This is a genomic window from Corallococcus terminator, assembly GCF_003611635.1.
GTDB lineage: Bacteria > Myxococcota > Myxococcia > Myxococcales > Myxococcaceae > Corallococcus > Corallococcus terminator.
In genome coordinates this window covers 34,413-51,145 of the sequence record NZ_RAVZ01000020.1, presented here as the reverse complement: position 1 = coordinate 51,145, position 16,733 = coordinate 34,413, and the positions used below count along the sequence as shown (strand labels likewise).

9 protein-coding genes are annotated in these 16,733 nt (G+C 69.0%); 8 read left to right on the top strand and 1 reads right to left on the bottom strand.

Annotation, left to right across the window (positions count from 1 at the left end; all coding sequences use genetic code 11):
- Positions 1 to 38 precede the first annotated feature (38 nt).
- The 3 genes from D7V88_RS05165 to D7V88_RS05155 are packed head-to-tail and all read left to right on the top strand — an operon-like array spanning position 39 to position 10,656.
- The gene (locus D7V88_RS05165; RefSeq protein ID WP_158625004.1) at positions 39 to 8,144 is read left to right on the top strand and encodes a non-ribosomal peptide synthetase/type I polyketide synthase; all 8,106 of its coding nucleotides are present in this window, start codon (positions 39 to 41) and stop codon (positions 8,142 to 8,144) included.
- A 53-nt stretch (positions 8,145 to 8,197) separates the two neighbouring features.
- Positions 8,198 to 8,917, top strand: coding sequence for a thioesterase II family protein (locus tag D7V88_RS05160; protein ID WP_158625003.1), 720 nt, complete (start codon positions 8,198 to 8,200; stop codon positions 8,915 to 8,917).
- A complete protein-coding gene (locus tag D7V88_RS05155; RefSeq protein WP_120539472.1) occupies positions 8,914 to 10,656 on the top strand; it encodes an acyl-CoA dehydrogenase family protein in 1,743 nt (580 codons plus the stop codon). Before D7V88_RS05160 ends, D7V88_RS05155 begins: the two co-directional genes overlap by 4 nt.
- Before the next feature lie 9 nt (positions 10,657 to 10,665).
- Here the strand turns inward: D7V88_RS05155 and D7V88_RS05150 are convergent, their stop codons facing one another.
- Positions 10,666 to 11,985 (bottom strand): metal-dependent hydrolase family protein, encoded by a 1,320-nt coding sequence (locus tag D7V88_RS05150; protein ID WP_120539471.1) that lies wholly within the window; start codon positions 11,983 to 11,985, stop codon positions 10,666 to 10,668.
- Between the two features lie 125 nt (positions 11,986 to 12,110).
- Here D7V88_RS05150 and D7V88_RS05145 point away from each other — a divergent pair, with 125 nt between their 5' ends.
- The 5 genes from D7V88_RS05145 to D7V88_RS05125 all read left to right on the top strand — a co-directional run bounded on the left by D7V88_RS05145 (position 12,111) and on the right by D7V88_RS05125 (position 16,731).
- On the top strand, positions 12,111 to 13,208 hold the full coding sequence (locus tag D7V88_RS05145; RefSeq protein WP_120539470.1) for a hypothetical protein: 1,098 nt from the start codon (positions 12,111 to 12,113) through the stop codon (positions 13,206 to 13,208).
- Positions 13,209 to 13,293: 85 nt separating this feature from the next.
- Positions 13,294 to 14,199: an AHH domain-containing protein gene (locus D7V88_RS05140; RefSeq protein ID WP_120539469.1), complete on the top strand. Its 906-nt coding sequence runs from the start codon at positions 13,294 to 13,296 to the stop codon at positions 14,197 to 14,199.
- A 20-nt stretch (positions 14,200 to 14,219) separates the two neighbouring features.
- Positions 14,220 to 14,804 (top strand): imm11 family protein, encoded by a 585-nt coding sequence (locus tag D7V88_RS05135; RefSeq protein WP_120539468.1) that lies wholly within the window; start codon positions 14,220 to 14,222, stop codon positions 14,802 to 14,804.
- Positions 14,805 to 14,821: 17 nt separating this feature from the next.
- Positions 14,822 to 15,622 (top strand): Imm49 family immunity protein, encoded by an 801-nt coding sequence (locus tag D7V88_RS05130; protein ID WP_120539467.1) that lies wholly within the window; start codon positions 14,822 to 14,824, stop codon positions 15,620 to 15,622.
- Positions 15,623 to 15,627: 5 nt separating this feature from the next.
- A complete protein-coding gene (locus D7V88_RS05125) occupies positions 15,628 to 16,731 on the top strand; it encodes a hypothetical protein (RefSeq protein WP_147448624.1) in 1,104 nt (367 codons plus the stop codon).
- The last annotated feature ends 2 nt before the right edge of the window (positions 16,732 to 16,733 follow it).

The following is a 16,733-nucleotide window of genomic DNA, read 5'->3' as shown; positions in this document are numbered from 1 at the left end:
CTGCTAAAGCCTTCGGGATGGCGCCGGCTGGAGGATTCTTGCGACCCCCCCTCGTCCACCTGCTCGTCGAGCAACACGCGGCCGAACATCCCTCCCAGGTCGCGATAAGCCAGGGGGGCGAGTCCCTCACCTACGCCGCGCTCGATGCTCAGGCGAACCGCCTGGCCCATGCGCTGCTCGCCCGGGGCGCGGGACCGGACCGCGTCATCGGCATCTGCCTTCCGCGAAGCACGCGGCTCGTGGTGTCCCTCCTGGCGGTGCTCAAGACAGGAGCAGCCTGGCTGCCGCTGGACCCGTCCTCCCCGCCCGAGCGCCTGCGTCACATGGCGACCTCCGCGGGGGCGATGGCTGTCATTGGCGAGGGAGTGGCCGCGGAGCGGCTCGCGGCGTCGGGCCTCCAGGTCCTCTTGCTTCCGGAGCGGGAACTCGCGTCGTTTCCGGACGTGAACCCGGAGGTCCGCGTCCTGCCGGACCAGCTCGCCTATGTCATCCACACCTCGGGCTCCACGGGGTTGCCCAAGGGGGTGATGATCAGCCACCGCGCGCTGGCGGCGTTCACAGCGCACCACCGCGCCACTTTCGCGCTGTCACCGGCGGACCGCGTGGGCGTGGTGGCCTCGCTGGGCTTCGACGCGCTGGTCATGTCCATCCTGCCCTCGCTGGCCTCGGGCGCGCGGCTGGAGCTGCCGGAGGACGAGGAGACCCGGCTGTCACCCCGGAAGTTGCAGGAGTGGCTGCTGGCCCGGGACATCACCTTCGCCTTCCTGCCCACCCCTCTCGCCGAACGCGTGCTCGCGCTCCCCTGGCCGGAGACCTGTGCCCTGCGCCTGCTGCTCACCGGCGGCGACCGGCTGCACGTGCGTCCCAGGCCGGGAATGCCCTTCCAGTTCGTGAATGGCTATGGCCCCGCCGAGTGCACCATCTACTGCACGTCGAATGTCGTCCCGCCGGCCAGGGCGTCGCACGAGGAGCGCCTGCCGTCCATTGGTCGTCCCATCGACGGCGCGGAGATCCACCTGCTCGACCCGGCGCTGCGGCCCGTGGCCGAGGCAGAGACAGGGGAGATCTTCATCGGAGGGACGGGCCTGGCTCGCGGGTACGTGGAGGCGCCGGGGCTCACCGCCGAGCGCTTCATCCCCCATCCCTTCTCCCCCACCGGCGGCGAGCGCCTGTACCGCACAGGAGACCTCGGTCGCAGGGCGCCAGATGGCTCGCTGGAGTTCCTGGGCCGCGTCGATTCGCAGGTGAAGGTGCGTGGCATCCGCATCGAACCCGCGGAGATCACCGCCGCGCTCCAGACCCATCCACATGTGGGGGCCGCGCACGTCATGGCGCGAAGCACCGGAGCCCTGACGCCTGACGGAGACGTCTTCTTCGTGGCGTGGTTCACGCCTCGCGACGCCCGGGCCGTCCCCGGAACGGAGCAACTGCGCGAGCACCTGCGGGCCTGGCTTCCCGAGGCCATGATGCCCCGGACGTTCGTGGTGGTGGACGCGCTGCCGCTCGGCCCCAACGGCAAGGTGGACGTCCAGGCGCTCCCCGTTCCAGCCCTCCACGCGCCCCGGAGCCGTGAGTATGTCGCGCCCCGCACGGAGCTGGAGCAGGGGCTCGCGCGGGTGTGGCAGGAGGAGCTGCGGCTGGAGCAGGTCGGTCTCCAGGACGACTTCTTCGAGCTGGGCGGCCACTCCCTGCTCGCCACGCGGATCACCTCCCGGATCGAAGACACACTGGGCCTTTGCGTTTCACTGGCGCAGCTCTTCGCCCACCCTCGCATCGCCCTGCTCGCGGAGCTGCTGGAGTCGCGAGGGGCCGCTCTCGCGAAGGACGTGCTGCCGCCCGTGGTGCGCGCCGCCGACCCTTCGCGCGCGCCGCTCTCCGTGCAACAGGAGCAGGTCTGGTTCCTCCAGAAGCTGTCGCCCGACAGCATCTCCTATCAGGCGCAGACCACCCTTCGCGTGATGGGCGGGCTGGACCTGCCAGTGCTCGAACGCGCCCTGACGGAGCTCACCCGGCGCCACGAGCTGCTGCGCACGACCTATGAAGAGGTCGATGGACGGCCGTGGCAGTGCGTCCAGCCGGTGACGCCGGTGCGGGTTCCCCTGCTCGACCTGAGCGCACTGCCCGAGGACGTACGGGAGCGTCGGCGGGAGGAGGCCATCCGGGAGGAGCTGCGCCGTCCCCTCTCCCTCTTCGCGCTGCCGCTGGCCCGCTGGAGCGCCCTCCGCCTGGCTCCGGACGAACACGAGATCGTGCTCGTCGAGCATCACGTCGTCCACGACGGGGTGTCCTTCTCCGTGCTGATGCGGGAGCTGGACGCGCTCTACAACGCCTACCTGCGGGGCGAAGACTCACCGTTGCCGGAGCCGGCGGTGCAGTACCGCGACTTCGCCGTCTGGCAGCGTGCGGCGCTCGAAGCCCCGGGCATGAAGGCCCAGCTCGCCTACTGGCGCGAGCGATTGGCGGGAGCCCCGGAGGTGCTGCCGCTGCGCACCGACCGCCCGCGCCCGCCCGTGCAGGGCTTCAACGGCGACCTCCTCCGGTTGGAGCTGCCACCGGCCCTGCCGGGCGCCTTGCGCACCTTCTGCCAGCGCGAGGGCGTCACCCTCTTCCATGCCCTCTTCTCCGCGTTCGCCACGCTGCTTCACCGCTACACCGGGGAGCAGGACCTGTGCATCGGCTCGGCGTTCGCCGCCAGGGCTGGCATCCGCAACATCGAGAACCTCATCGGCATGTTCGTCAATGCCGTGGTCCTGCGCTGCGATGTCTCCGGCGCGCCGTCGTTCCGGCAACTGGTCCACCAGGTCAAGGACATCACCTCGGCGGCGGCGGAACACCAGACGTATCCCTTCCTCAAGCTCGTCGAAGCCCTGGGCGTGAAGCGCGACCCCAGCCGCAATCCGCTCATCCAGGCCATGTTCAGCTTCCACGACTCGGCCGTGCCCAGTCCCAGGTTGGGCAGCGCCTCCTGCACCATCTTCGAGCGGGGCAATGGCTCCTCGAAGGTGGACCTGGATGTCGTCGCCATTCCCCATGCCGGACGGCACCTGGGGGATGCCTCGCGCGGAGATGACCGCATCTCGCTCATCTGGGAATACAACCGCGACCTCTTCGACCGCGCGACGATGGAGCGGATGTCCGCCCACTTCCTGCGGCTGCTCGAGGTCGCGGTGCGAAGCCCCGACACCGCGGTGTCGCGCCTGCCGATGCTCACCGACGCGGAACAACATGCCCTCCTCAGTGAGCGCAACGGCCCCGAGGTGTCCACGGCCGAGCCCCCGGTGCAGCTCCAGGTCCTGGAGCAGGCCCGGAGGACACCCGGCGCGGTGGCGGTGCGCGATGAGGCGGGCGCGCTCACCTACGCGGAGCTGATCCGCCGCGCGACGCTGCTGGCCGAACACCTGCGCCGACAGGGCACGGCTGCGTCGTCGCTCATTGGCATCTGCGCGCCCCGGGGCGCCGAGCTGGTGACGGCCGAGCTGGGCGTGCTGCTCGCCGGAGCGGCCTACCTGCCGCTGGATCCGGAGCACCCCGCCGAGCGGCTCGCGCTCCTCCTCGCCGATGGTGGCGTCCGTCAGGTGGTGACCACCGGCGCGCTCCGCGAACGGCTCCCCGCCACGCTGGAGCAGGTGTGCGTCGAGGACTTCCACGCCCCCGGCACACCGCGCGGCCAACCCTCCGCCGATGCGCGGCCGGGACAATTGGCCTACGTCATGTACACCTCAGGCTCCACGGGCACGCCCAAGGGGGTGATGGTGGAGCACGGCTCGCTGTCGAACCTCGTCGGGTGGCACCGGCGCGCCTTCGGCCTGGATGCGAACAGCCGCGCCACGCTGCTCTACTCCCCCGCGTTCGACCCCTCCGCCGCGGAAATCTGGCCGGCGCTGACGGCGGGCGCGACGCTGCATGTCCCCGGACAGGACGTGCGCCTGTCCCCTGAGCGACTCCAGGCGTGGCTTCTGTCCGAGCGCATCACCTTCACGGACCTGCCCACCACGCTCGTCGAGCGGCTGCTAGCCCTTGCCTGGCCTGACGCGTGCGAGCTGCGCACGGTGCTCGCGGGCGGAGACCGGCTCCTGTCGCGTCCCAGGCCCGGTATGCCCTGGCGTCTGTTCAACCAGTACGGCCCCACGGAGACCACCGTGACGGCCACCTCCAGCGAGGTCCTTGCCTCGGGCCCGGAGGCGTCCCTGCCCGCCATCGGTCGCCCCATCGCGGGGACCACTGCGTATGTGTTGGATGCGGAGCTGCAACCCGTTCCGCTGGGTGCGGGGGGAGCGCTGTACCTTGGCGGCGCCGGGGTGGCGCGGGGCTATCTGAACCGCCCGGACCTCACCGCTTCGAGCTTCATCCCCGACCCCTTCTCATCACGCCCGGGTGCGCGCCTGTACCGCACGGGAGACCACGTCCGCATCCGACCCGACGGTGAGCTTGAGTTCCTGGGCCGCATGGACGCGCAGCTCAAGCTTCGCGGCTTCCGCGTGGAGCCAGCGGAGATCTCCGCGCGACTGCGCACGTGTCCGGGAATCGCTGAAGCCCACGTCCGCGCCTGGAGCGCCCCGGGCGCGGAGCCGAGGCTGGTTGGTTATCTCGTCCCTCGCGCCGGGCACGCCGTGCCTTCGCCTGCGCGGCTGCGCGAACACCTGGCCCGCGAGCTGCCGGCCTACATGATCCCCTCCGCCTATGTGGAGCTGGGAGCGCTGCCGCTCACCCACGGCGGCAAGGTGGATGAACGGGCCCTGCCCGCGCCCACCGTGACGCAAGCGTCCCAGGTGCCACTCGCGAATGAGCTGGAGCGTCAGCTCGCCGGCCTCTGGTGCGAGACCTTGCGGTTGGAGCGGGTGGGCGCAGAGGACAACTTCTTCGACCTGGGCGGACACTCCCTGCTGTTGGGACAGGTGCAGCACCTGTTGAAGAGCCGCCTGGGCCATGACGTGCCCATGGTGAAGCTGTTCGAGTTCCCCACCGTTCGCGCACTCGCCGGGCACCTCCAGGGACAGGGGGATGGCGGAGCAGCAGCCGTCGCGCGCGAGCAGCGCCAGGAACAGCGACAGAGCGGACTCGCACGCATGATGGGCCGTGCGGAGACCGCTGGCGGCGGACAGCACGCCGGAGGAGCAGGAACGGGTTCCTCCGTGACTCCGTGGGAGGACCGCTCCGCGCACATCGCGGTGGTGGGGCTGGCGTGTCGGTTCCCCGGTGCCACCAACGCGGAGGCGTTCTGGGCCAACCTGGCTGGCGGCGTCGAATCCATCACCTTCTTCGGCCCGGATGGACACCCCCGCGAGCAGCCGCCCGGGGAGGCCGCCGTGGGCGAAGAGGTGCCTGCATTCGGGCTGGTGGCGGACGCCGACAGGTTCGATGCGGCGGCCTTTGGCTGCTCGCCCCAGGAAGCCCTGATGCTGGATCCACAGCAGCGGGTGTTCCTGGAGTGCGCGAGAGAGGCATTGGAAGACGCCGGGTATGATCCGGCGCGCTACCCCGGCGCCATCGGGCTGTATGCCGGAGGCAGTGAGACTTCCTACCTGTCCGCGCTCCGAGCCCGGCGGGAGCTGCTCGCGGGTGCGAGTGATTGGCAATTGCGGCTGGCGACGGGCATGGACTTCCTCACCAGCCGGGTGGCCTACAAGCTGGGGCTGCGCGGTCCCGCCGTCACCGTGCAGACGGCCTGCTCCACGTCCCTGGTCGCCATCCATCTGGCCGCCCAGGCACTGCTCGCGGGGGACTGCGACATCGCGCTGGCCGGCGGCGCGTCCGTGCATGCGCCGCCCCGGTTCGGCCACTACAGCGAGGGTGGGCCGCTGTCTCCGGATGGTCGCTGCCGTGCGTTCGACGCGAAGGCGCAGGGCACCGTGGGCAGCAATGGCGCCGGGCTGGTGGTGCTCAAGCGACTCGCGGACGCCCTGGCGGACGGAGACACCATCCGCGCGGTCCTCCGGGGCTCCGCCATCAACAACGACGCTGCTGGGAAGATTGGCTTCACCGCTCCGAGCGTGGAGGGGCAGGCCAGCGTCATCGAGACCGCGTTGCGCGTCGCCGGGGTGACGTCCGAGAGCATCACCGCCATCGAGGCCCACGGCACCGGCACGCGGCTGGGAGATCCCATCGAACTCGCCGCGCTGACGAAGGCGTTCGACACCCGCCAACGACAGTTCTGCTGGATTGGATCGGTGAAGACAAACATCGGTCACACGGACGCGGCGGCGGGCGTGGCGGGCTTCATCAAGACGGTCCTCGCGCTGGAGCACCGGAAGCTGCCCCCCAGCCTGAACTTCGAACAGCCCAACCCGGAGATCGACTTCGAACACAGCCCCTTCCGGGTGAACACCCAGCTCCGGGACTGGGACACCGGCGGCCTTCCACGGCGGGCCGGCGTCAGCTCCCTGGGCATCGGCGGGACCAATGCCCACGTCGTGCTGGAAGAAGCGCCTGCGTCGTCTGAGTCTCAACGCACGCGCACGCCGCAGTTGCTGGTGCTGTCGGCCCACGGCCCCGCCGCGCTGGCCCGGGCCGTGGACCGGCTCGGCGGCCACCTGCGCGCGCACCCGGACATTCCCCTGGGCGACGTGGCCTGGACGCTCCAGGTGGGGCGCACCGTGCTCGCGCACCGCGCCTTCGCCGTGGGCCAGGACACCGCCGATGTCCTCCGCGCGCTGGAGGAACAGCAGGGCCCCGCGAGCGACGCACGGCCGGAGCCCGGGCCACGCCCGGTGGTGTTCATGTTCCCCGGCCACGGCGGACAACACGTGGGCATGGGCCGGGAGCTGTACGCCGCACAGCCGGCCTTTCGCGAGGCCGTGGACGCGTGCCGCGCACACCTCACGCCCGTGCTGGGATTCGACCTGGGGACGGTGCTGCATCCGGACCCTTCGGACGCCGTCGCATGCGAGCGGGCCTCCGCCCGGATGGGCGAGTTCGTCACGGGCCAGCTCTGCGTCTTCGTCATCGAGTACGCGGTGGCGCGGCTGTGGGAGCGCTGGGGCGTGAAGCCCGCGGCGGTGGTGGGTCACAGCCTGGGGGCCTATGCCGCTGCCACGGTGGCCGGTGTGTTCTGCCTGGAGGATGCCCTGCGACTGGTCCTGGAGCGCTCGCGCATCCTCGCGAGCCTGCCCTCGGGCGCCATGCTGGCCGTGCCCCTGCCCGAGTCCGAGCTGCGCCCCCTGCTCCATGCCGGGCTCTCGCTGGCGGCCGTGAACGGGCCGGCGCAGTGCGTGGTGTCCGGTCCGGTGGCGGACATCGAAGCCCTCCAGGCGCGGCTGACCGCGAGCGGAGTGGAGTCACGCCTGCTGCGCATTCCGGGCGCCGGACACTCGCACCTCGTCGAACCGTCGCTGGCCGCGTTCACCGACTGCGTCCAGCGCATCGAACGGCATCCCCCCACGCTGCCGTGGATCTCCGACCTCACCGGCGCCGCCGTCACCGCCGAGCAGGCCGTGGATCCCGCGTACTGGGCCGCGCACCTGCGCCACACCGTCCGCTTTGGCGATGCGCTGGGAACGCTGCTCGCGGGCCCGGCCAGCCTCTTCCTGGAAGTGGGTCCAGGACGGACGCTGGCGACCCTGGCGCGCCAGCATCCCGACGCAGGCACGCACCTCACCGTGGCCACCCTCCCCCACCCCGCGGACAACACCTCCGACCTGGTGAGCGCGCTCACCGCGGCCGGGCGCCTGTGGACGGCGGGCGTGCCACTCTCCTGGCAGGAACTTCACGCAGGTGTTCGACCCCAGCGGGTGCCGCTGCCCACGTATCCATTCGAGCGTCAGCGCTACCTCGTCGAGGCTCCAAACCCAGCCACTCCCGTGACGAGGCTGGCCGAGGCCGAAGCGATCCCGCCCGTGCACGCTGCTTCGGCCATCACCGCCGGGCAGGAGCAGCCTGAAGCTGGGGACGATGCGACGGTGCGCCGCATCGCCACCGCCTTCGCGGAGGTCCTGGGGTTGCCCCGGGTCGGACTCCACGACAACTTCTTCGAGCTGGGAGGCGACTCGTTGATGGCGGCGCAGCTCATCGCGCGGCTGCGCCCGCATGTCTCCACGCCCCTGCGGGTGAAGGCCATCTTCCGCAGCCCTACCGTTGCCCGGTTGGCCCGCTTCCTCGAAGAGGCAGCGTCCACCGCCAGCCCGCCCACGGGTTCCTCTTCGCAATGACCTTCAATCCCTCTCCCTGGCTGGCCTGCCGGCTGCGGCGTCCAGAGGCCGGCATGCGCCTCTTCTGCTTCCCCCACAGTGGCGGCTCCGTGGGCGAATACGTGCGCTGGGCGGACCTCATCCCAGACATCGAGGTGTGGGGCGTGCAGCTCCCCGGCCGTGGCTCGCGGGCGGAAGAAGCTCCCTTCACGCGGATCCGCGAGCTGGTGGACGCCCTGGTGGCCGCGGTGGACTTCGGGACGCGCTTCGCATTCTTCGGGCACAGCCTGGGAGCGCTCGTGGCCTTCGAGACAGCCCAGCGCTTGAAGGAACTGGGCCGCGCAATGCCAGACGCGCTGTTCCTCTCCGCGGCTCCCGCCCCGCAGCTTCCTCCGCGTGCCATCCCGTCGAGCCACCTGGACGAGGCAGGATTGCTCACCGCGCTCGAACCCACCTACGGCGAGCTGATCCAGGAGCTGCGGGAAGACGCCGAGCTGCGCGAGCTGCTCCTGCCAGGCTTGCGCGCCGACCTGTCGCTCGTGGAGTCCTACCCGTACGAAGCCCGCGCCCCCCTGCCCTGCGCGATGACCGTCACGGGCGGCGCGCAGGACGACCTGACGCGCGAGGAACTGGAGGCGTGGCGCGTCCACACCACCGGGCCTTTCGAACTCCACCTGCTCCCGGGCGGCCACTTCTACCTGCGGGAGCAGAAGGCCGCGCTCCTGCGCATCCTGGGTGAGACCCTGCTTCGGAGCCGTTCCCCCACCGTTTCCACCAAGGACCTGAAGCCATGAGCGAGCCCCTGCATCCCGCCACCCGCGCCCGCGAAGGCTTCCTGGGCCAGCTCTTCGCGGGGACGCTCCGCTGGGACCTCATCCGCCAGTTCCCCGAACAGGCGCCCGAGGAACGCCAACAGGGCGATGCCGTCATCGCGGAGGTCGAACAGTTCCTGAAGGAGCACGTCGACCCGGACGAGGTGGAGCGCACGGGGCGCATCTCCCCGGAGCTGCGCGAAGCCCTGCGCGCGAGGGGCTATTACAAACTGCCGGTGGAGCGCGAGCTGGGGGGCCGAGGGCTCTCCATGCTGAACACCTTCCGCGTCATCGAAGCGGTGATGAGCCGGTGTCTCCCGGTGGGCTACACGCTGGCCATCCACAGTGGCCTGGGCGCGGGTGCCATCATCGAGGCGGTCCAGGACGGTCCGCTGAAGGACTACGTCCGCGCCCGGATGGCCGAAGGAGCCATCTCCGGCTGGGCCGACACCGAGCCCACTGGAGCCTCCGCGCGGCGAGCCTCCACGACCGCCACGCCCTCCGAAGATGGGAGGGCCTATGTCCTGAACGGGGAGAAGGTCTACATCGGGAACGGCTCCATCGCGGACGTCCTGAACGTCACCGCCACGCTCTGCGAAGGCGGCAGGGAGCAGATCAGCCTCTTCGTGGTGGAGACGACGAGCCCCGGCTTCCACGTGCGGGCCGAGCACGGCCTGATGGGCCTGCGCGGACTGCCCATCTCCGCGTTGGGTTTCGACAACGTGCGGGTGCCGAAGGGGCGGATGCTGGCGATGTCTCAGGAGCACTGGCGCAACACGCCGCTGCTGGAGCCCCTCAGCGCCCTGGGCCGCATGTACATCATCGTGGCGGCGTCCCTGGCGCTCTCCAAGAAGTGCCTCCAGTGGTCGCGCGAGTTCCTCCACCGGCGCCTCGCCCAGGGACGTGCGCTCGGCGAGTTCGACGAAATCCAGCGACAGGTCTCCACCACCGCGGCGGAGGTCTTCGCCCTGGAGAGCGTGGCCCGTTGGAGCCTCACGGGCGTGACGGCGGAGAACCTGCCCGTGCGCTGGTTCGAACAGGTGGCGGCCAAGAACATCGCCTCCCTGGCGTGCGCGCGCATCGTGGACCGGACCGTGTCGCTGCTCGCCGCCGAGGGCTACGAGACCTCCGAGAGCAAGGCGGCACGGGGCGCGGTGCCAGCGCCGGTGGAGCGCGCCCTGCGTGACGCCCGGGCCTTCCGCGTGGCGGGCGGCGTGGACTTCCTCGTGGACCACAAGGCCGCGCGCGAGGGGCTCCTGTCCCTCTACTACGCGTCACCCGAGCATGCCGCGCGGCTCGAAGCTCCTCCCGCGCCGCTCCCGGTGGAGGAGCACCTGTCCGCCCGCAACCGGGAGCACCTCCAGTTCACGGCCCGGGAGGTCCACCGGCTGGCCCGCAGGTGCGTGGAGCTGACGCGCCACCATCCGGAAGCGAGCGTGCTCCACGCGCGGCAGCGGACGCTCATCCTGTTGAACCAGCTCTGCAACGAGCTGTTCACGATGTCCGTCACGCTGGCCCACGCGTCGGCCCTGGCCTCCCGGGGCCAGCCCCACGCCGACGCGCTGGCGGACATCTTCTGCACCGCCGCGCGCCACCGCCTGGAGGACCTCTGGCGACAGAGCGACGCCGGGTTGGAACCCGACTTCGCGACGGTGAGCGCCCAATGGCTGTCCGGAAGCGAGCTCGACTTCCTGCTGTGCGACGTGCTGCTCCGACCGTGAGGCCGGATTTCAGCGCGGAGCGGGGATGGAGGGCGCCGCTTCGTTGCGGTGGATGACGCCGTCCTTCATCACGAAGAAGACCTTCTCCGTGGCGCGGATGTCCTGGAGGGGGTTGCCGGGAACGGCGACGACGTCCGCCAGCTTCCCCGGCTCCAGCGTCCCCAGCCGGTCGGACACCCCGAGCAGCTCCGCCGCGTGCACCGTGGCGGTGCGCAGCGCTTCCGCGGGCGTCATACCGAACGACACCAGCGCCGCGAACTCCTCCGCGTTGCGCCCATGGGCGAACACGCCCGCGTCCGTGCCGAAGGCGATGCGCACCCCGATGGCAATCGCCTTGCGCAGCACCTGTTCGCGCCGCACGGCCACCGTCTGGAGCTTGACGACGGTCGCCGGCGGCAGCTTGCCCTGGGCCGCCAGCTCCTGGATGCCATTGAAGGCGAACGCCGTGGGCACGTACCAGGTGCCCTTGCGCTTCATCAGCTCCAGCCCCTCGTCGTCCATCAGGGTGCCGTGCTCGATGGAGTCCACGCCCGCGCGGATGGCGCGCTTCGCCCCTTCCGCGCCATGGGCATGCGCGGCCACCTTGCGTCGACGCGAGTGGGCCTCGTCCACCACCGCCTCCAGCTCCGCCTGGGTGAACTGCGGCGCGTCGGCATCCCCGTTGAGGCTCATCACGCCCCCCGTGGCGCACACCTTGATGAGGTCGGCGCCGTACTTGAAGTTCTCGCGCACGCGGGCCCGCAGCGCATCCGGCCCGTCCGCCACGCCGGGGCTGGAGTCCTCGGCCAGCAGTCCCTTGCGCCACGAGTTGCCGTAGTCACAGTGCCCGCCGGTGGAGCTCACGCTGGAGGTCGCCGCGAGGATGCGCGGACCCACCACGGTGCCGCGCGCGATGGAGTTGCGCAGGCCCACGTCGATGAAGTGCTCCGCGCCCAGGTTGCGCACCGTGGTGAAGCCCGCCATCAGCGTCGTGCGGGCCCAGGGCAACGCGTCCAGCGTGAGTTCGGGGATGGTGCGCTGGAAGCTGTCGACGACGTCCTTGCGCCAGTCCGGCCCGGGCGCGACGGTCAGGTGCGTGTGCGCATCCATGAAGCCCGGCAGCAGCGTGGCGTCCCCCAACTCCACCACCGTCGCGCCTTCCGGCACGGGGGCCTTCGGTCCCACGCCCACCACCTTTCCCTCCGCCACCACCACCACGCCCGGGGTCACGACCTTCCCCGTCTTCGCGTCGAAGAGGCGCGCGGCCTTGAGGACCTGGGCGCGAGCGGGCTCGGCGGCAGGGACGGACTGGGACAGCAGGAGGGTGCCAAGGAGAAGGACGTGTCGCATGGTGATTCATTGAGACCGTCCCCCCCTTCGAGTCAAGGCCCCCCATGCGGTCCGTGCGTCCCCACCCCCTCATGGAGTGCTGCCTTCTGATAGCCTGGGGATTCAAGCCTCACCCCGGAATTCTCATGAAACCCCATCCCATCCTGCTCATGGCCCTGATCACAACGACCCCGGCGTGCGACGAAAAAGAGAAGCCCAAGGCGGACGGCAGCGGCAGCGCGGCGGCGTCAGCCCCGGCCGTGCCCCAGGTGGCTCCAAACGGGAAGCTCATCGCGCACAAGATGTTCGACGACAAGTTCCAGGAGATGGGGAACATGCCGCTGCCCGACAACTGGGTCCTGAACAATGGCAAGGCGGCCATGAGCGGTCCGGGCAACGTCAATGTCTACATGCTCCCGCTCAAGACGTTCATGTATTCCAATGACCCGATGATGCAGGAGTGGTCACGCAGGTCCGGCAACAAGATGCGGTTCTTCAACTCCATCGACGCCGTCATCCAGGAGGATCTGGTGCCGGTCGCGCAGCGGGATGGCGCGAAGCTGGTGAAGCAGTACGACGTTCCGCAGGTCGCCGCCGCCAACAAGGGCTTCTCCGACCTGCTCTACAAGGTCGGCCCGATGCGGCAGCTCTTCCTCGCCCGGGTCACGGAGTGGACGGACAAGAAGGGCAACCCCTACATGATTGTCATGCACCTGAACGCGACGGACATGGGCAACATGGTCAATTGGAACTATTACTGTCACGCGCTGGATGCCCCTCCGGAGCGCTACGAGGAGAGCAAGAAGGTCGTCCTCAACGCCCTGTCCAACACCCACTACAATCCCGAGTACGTCCAGGCCTACAACCAGAACGAGATGGCCCGGGAGCGCTCGAGCTGGGCGGCGCACAACCAGCGCATGCAGGCCAACAAGTCTGCCTTCGAAGCCCAGCAGCGGGCCTTCCATGAGAAGAACGACGCCATCAATGCCCAGATCGCGGCCAATTACGCGGACCGCGACGCCGCCTCGGACCGCAACCACCACCGGTTCCTGAACTACATCAAGGACGAGGAGACGGTCCGCAGCCCCGAGAGTGGCAAGCGCCATCAGGTGCAGACGGGCGCCCGCGAGTACTGGATGAATGGCAACGGGCAATACGTGCCGTCGAACGACCCGAACTACGACCCGAACCGGGATCCCGCGCTCAACGGCCAGCGGTGGCACAAGACGACGATCGAGGATTGAGGGGTGGGCGGGGCGGCCCTCGCGGCCCGTTCACACCCCACACTCGGAGTGATAGCCTCCAGGCGGAGCCCTGCCAGGAGGTTTCATGGGAGACGGACATCTCGCCGACGTCGAGCTCGAAGACCTGCACAAGCAGCATCGTCAGAAGAGCACGACCGAGGGCGGCGCGTGCCTGACAGGGCACGAGGCCTCGTTCCGGAAGAAGCAGGGCAAGAGCACCTGCAACTACCGCTATCAGGCGTACGAGCAGGCGGGGTCGGAGGCGAAGATCAAGGAGCGGCTCCATGACTACGCCAGCCGCACGACACCAGTGGGGACCTCGCACTACGAGACGAATGCCGGGGGCTGGGCGCCCTCCTACTACGCACTTGAAATACCGGCGCCCAGGCCCGGGGATTGGAACGTTGGGGGCCCGTTGACATCAATCAAGCGGGAGAACTTCAAGGGGCAGCCCATCAAGGTTCCTGCGGGGATGAACTTCACCCAGGACACCTGGCCCTATTGGAACAACGCCCACCACCTCATCCCCAAAGGCCTCCTCAACACGCTCATTTCCAAGCAGCCCGACAATGTACCAAACGTGATGCGCAAGTCGTTGATGATGGCGAAATACAACGTCAACCACAAGATCAACATGTTCATACTTCCGCAGGACAAGGAAGTCGCGCACATCCTTGGCCTCGCCAGACATATGCAACTCAAGGAGAGAGATGGCGCCCCGGAAGCTTGCACTGATCATCCCATCTACAACCGCCTTGTCCGGGATACCCTGACCGAGATCTGCAAGGAATACAAGGCGATCTGTGACGGCGCGAAGCCGGAAGGACACAAGATTCCGGACGCGAAGCTGGACAAGAAGAAGCTCGAAAACCTCTCCGAGCACCTGATGAACCAGATCATCGAATGGGGCCAGATTGGACCCGGTGCGTCGCTCGACACGCACGCGGACAGGCTTCAATCCCAGGTCAAGACCGAGTCAAGCGACTTCTAGAAACCTCCCAAGGAGTGGATGTGAAATACTATTTATTCAAGACGCTCGCACAGACCCGGCCAGAGTTCTGCGTCCTCCTCGACTTCCCCGAGGCAATGGGCGTCAAGAGCTGGAAGCTGGGCGATGGCGTCGAACTCCAGGAGGGCGAGTATCCCCAGGACGCGAAGATCTTCATGTCGGATGAAGAGCCCGGCATCGAAATCCCGGACCTTGTTCCCAATACCGTTCGCCTGCTCATTGTCAGCAAGCCCTTGAAGGACGGAATGGAAGCGGTCAACCGGGGGCCCGTGCAATACCTGCCGCTCTCCATCTACAACCACAAGAAGCGATTGGCCTCCAGCGACTACTTCATCGTCAACCCGCTGGGGACGGTGGATGTGCTCGACACCTCCGCCTCCGAGATTGAATACCTTGACGGGCAGGTCGTGCGGGTCCTGAAGCACGTCCTGGACCGGAAGAAGATCGCCCATGCACCGGACCTCTTCCGCCTCAAGGAGGCACCGGACTCATATGTCGTGAGCGAGCGCGTCCTGGATGAGTGGCGGAAGATCGCCCCGAAGCCCACGAACATCACGTTCTTCGTCCTGGACGTCCCTGCTACTTGATTTCCCGAGGCGGCTCCATGCCCCCCACGTTCGTGCCTCTTGCTGGAAAGAATGCCGCGGTGACGCTCGAGGAACTGCTCCCGCAGATCCTCCAGGCGCCACCGCGCCAGCAGCACTACTTGAGGGTTTCGACGCTGTATCGGCGGATGGCCATCGCGGGACTGCTGAGCACGGCGGATCCGAGCACCTTCTTCCCGAACCTCTTCAAGAGCGGTCGCGCGTTCCTGCACTTCCTCCAGAGCGCACCTGACTCGGAGAAGCTGACGTCCAGGTCCGAGCCCTTCTTCGATGCGATCGCCTGCCGCGATGACGCTGGCGCGGCGGAGCTGGCGAAGCACTCTCGGAGGACGCTCGCGACGGGCAAGGAGTACGAAGAGGACTTCTTCTATGTCCGCTTCCTCATGGACCGGTTCTTCGTGGAATCCTCTGAAGATTCGGCCCAGCACTGGCTGGACGCGTGGGCCGCGCTGGCTCCGGATGACTTCCGTCTCGCGGTCTGTACGGCTCTGGACGGCCGCGACCCGCGCGCATTCGAGAGCGCCCTTGCGACAGCCATCGCGGAACTCCAAGCTCGCACCGAAGCCCTCCGTGCTCGGGACGCCCTGAGCGCCGACGACGCCGCGACGTTCGCGCATGTGTCCACGGAGGTCCTGGCCTGGCTGGAGCTCGCGGAGCGCGTGGGTCTGCCCGTGGAGCGGGACTCGCCGCTGGCCCCCGGCCTCGCGAGACAATTCCGGGAGATGCGACTTCCCTCCCCCGACTCCTGGAGGACCGTCGAACCCGCCCGGGCGTTCGAGAAGCCACCGGTGCGCCCATGAGAGAGGTGATCTCCTCCCTCGGACTGGTGACCACCGTCGGGTACGACGTCATCTCCTCCGCCGCGGCGTTGCGCGCGGGCATCGTCCGGGTCCGCCCCATCGCGGGGCCTACCGTCTACGGGGACGGAGAAGAAGCTCCGCTCATGGGCTCACCGGTGTGGCCCCTCACCGAGGGGTTCATCCAGACCGCCGCATGGCTCCGGCTCGCCCAGGTCGCCGTGGAGGATGTCATCCGGTTTGGCCAGCTTCCGCCGGCCGAGGACGCGTTCTGGGGCGAGACAGGCCTCGTGTGGGCCCTTCCGGAACTCGGGGAACGGCGTTTCGGGTGGCCTGAGCCTGAGACAGCCACGGCGCTCCAGCGCTCGTGCGGAGACCTGCTTCGCAAGCTCACGGGACTTGCGCGAGGCGCGGTAGGCGACGAGTTCATCCTGGGGGGCCATGCAGCCACGGCACTGGGACTCCAGCGCGCGTCGCGACTCCTGTCGGAGCGCCGATGCGCCCGCGTGCTCCTCATCGCGGTGGATTCCTGGCTCGACGCCATCAGCCTCCAGTGGCTCTCTGATGATCGCCGGTTGCATTCGGAGGAATTCCCGACCGGGCTCCGTCCGGGTGAGGCCGCCGCATGTCTCCTGGTGGAGGAGGAGTCGGCCGCCTGGCGAAGGAACGGGACCGTGGCCGCGCGACTCGCGGGAGTCGAAGTGGCCAGGCCCTCCACGGCAATCGATCCCGACGATGCAATCCGTTGGCGGACCGGAGCCGTGCCAGAGGTGGCGGGCCACCTCGACGCCACGGTCCGCTCCGCCGTCGGACGCATGACGACAGGTGGGACGTTCTCTGGCGACCTGGTGGTCGACTTGAACGGAGAGGTGTGGCGAGCCAACACCTGGGGACATGCGCGAGTGCGACTGACACCTGTCCTGGAGTCCATTCGCGAGGTGGTTCCGGCGACCTCGCTCGGGGACGTGGGGGCCGCGAGCGGAGCACTCGGCGTCTGCATCGCGGCAAGGTCGTGGGCACGCGGCCATGCCCTGACGAATCACGCCCTGGTCTGCAGCACGTCCGACAGTGGAGTCGTGGGGACGATCGCCCTGGGCGCACCCGGGCGGTGACC

Bases quoted from the DNA above. Each gene is read 5' to 3' on its own strand.
- D7V88_RS05140 (WP_120539469.1), top strand. From the start codon at position 13,294: ATGGGAGACGGACATCTCGCCGACGTCGAGCTCGAAGACCTGCACAAG.
- D7V88_RS05145 (WP_120539470.1), top strand. From the start codon at position 12,111: ATGAAACCCCATCCCATCCTGCTCATGGCCCTGATCACAACGACCCCG.
- D7V88_RS05130 (WP_120539467.1), top strand. From the start codon at position 14,822: ATGCCCCCCACGTTCGTGCCTCTTGCTGGAAAGAATGCCGCGGTGACG.
- D7V88_RS05155 (WP_120539472.1), top strand. From the start codon at position 8,914: ATGAGCGAGCCCCTGCATCCCGCCACCCGCGCCCGCGAAGGCTTCCTG.
- D7V88_RS05160 (WP_158625003.1), top strand. From the start codon at position 8,198: ATGCGCCTCTTCTGCTTCCCCCACAGTGGCGGCTCCGTGGGCGAATAC.
- D7V88_RS05150 (WP_120539471.1), bottom strand. From the start codon at position 11,985: ATGCGACACGTCCTTCTCCTTGGCACCCTCCTGCTGTCCCAGTCCGTC.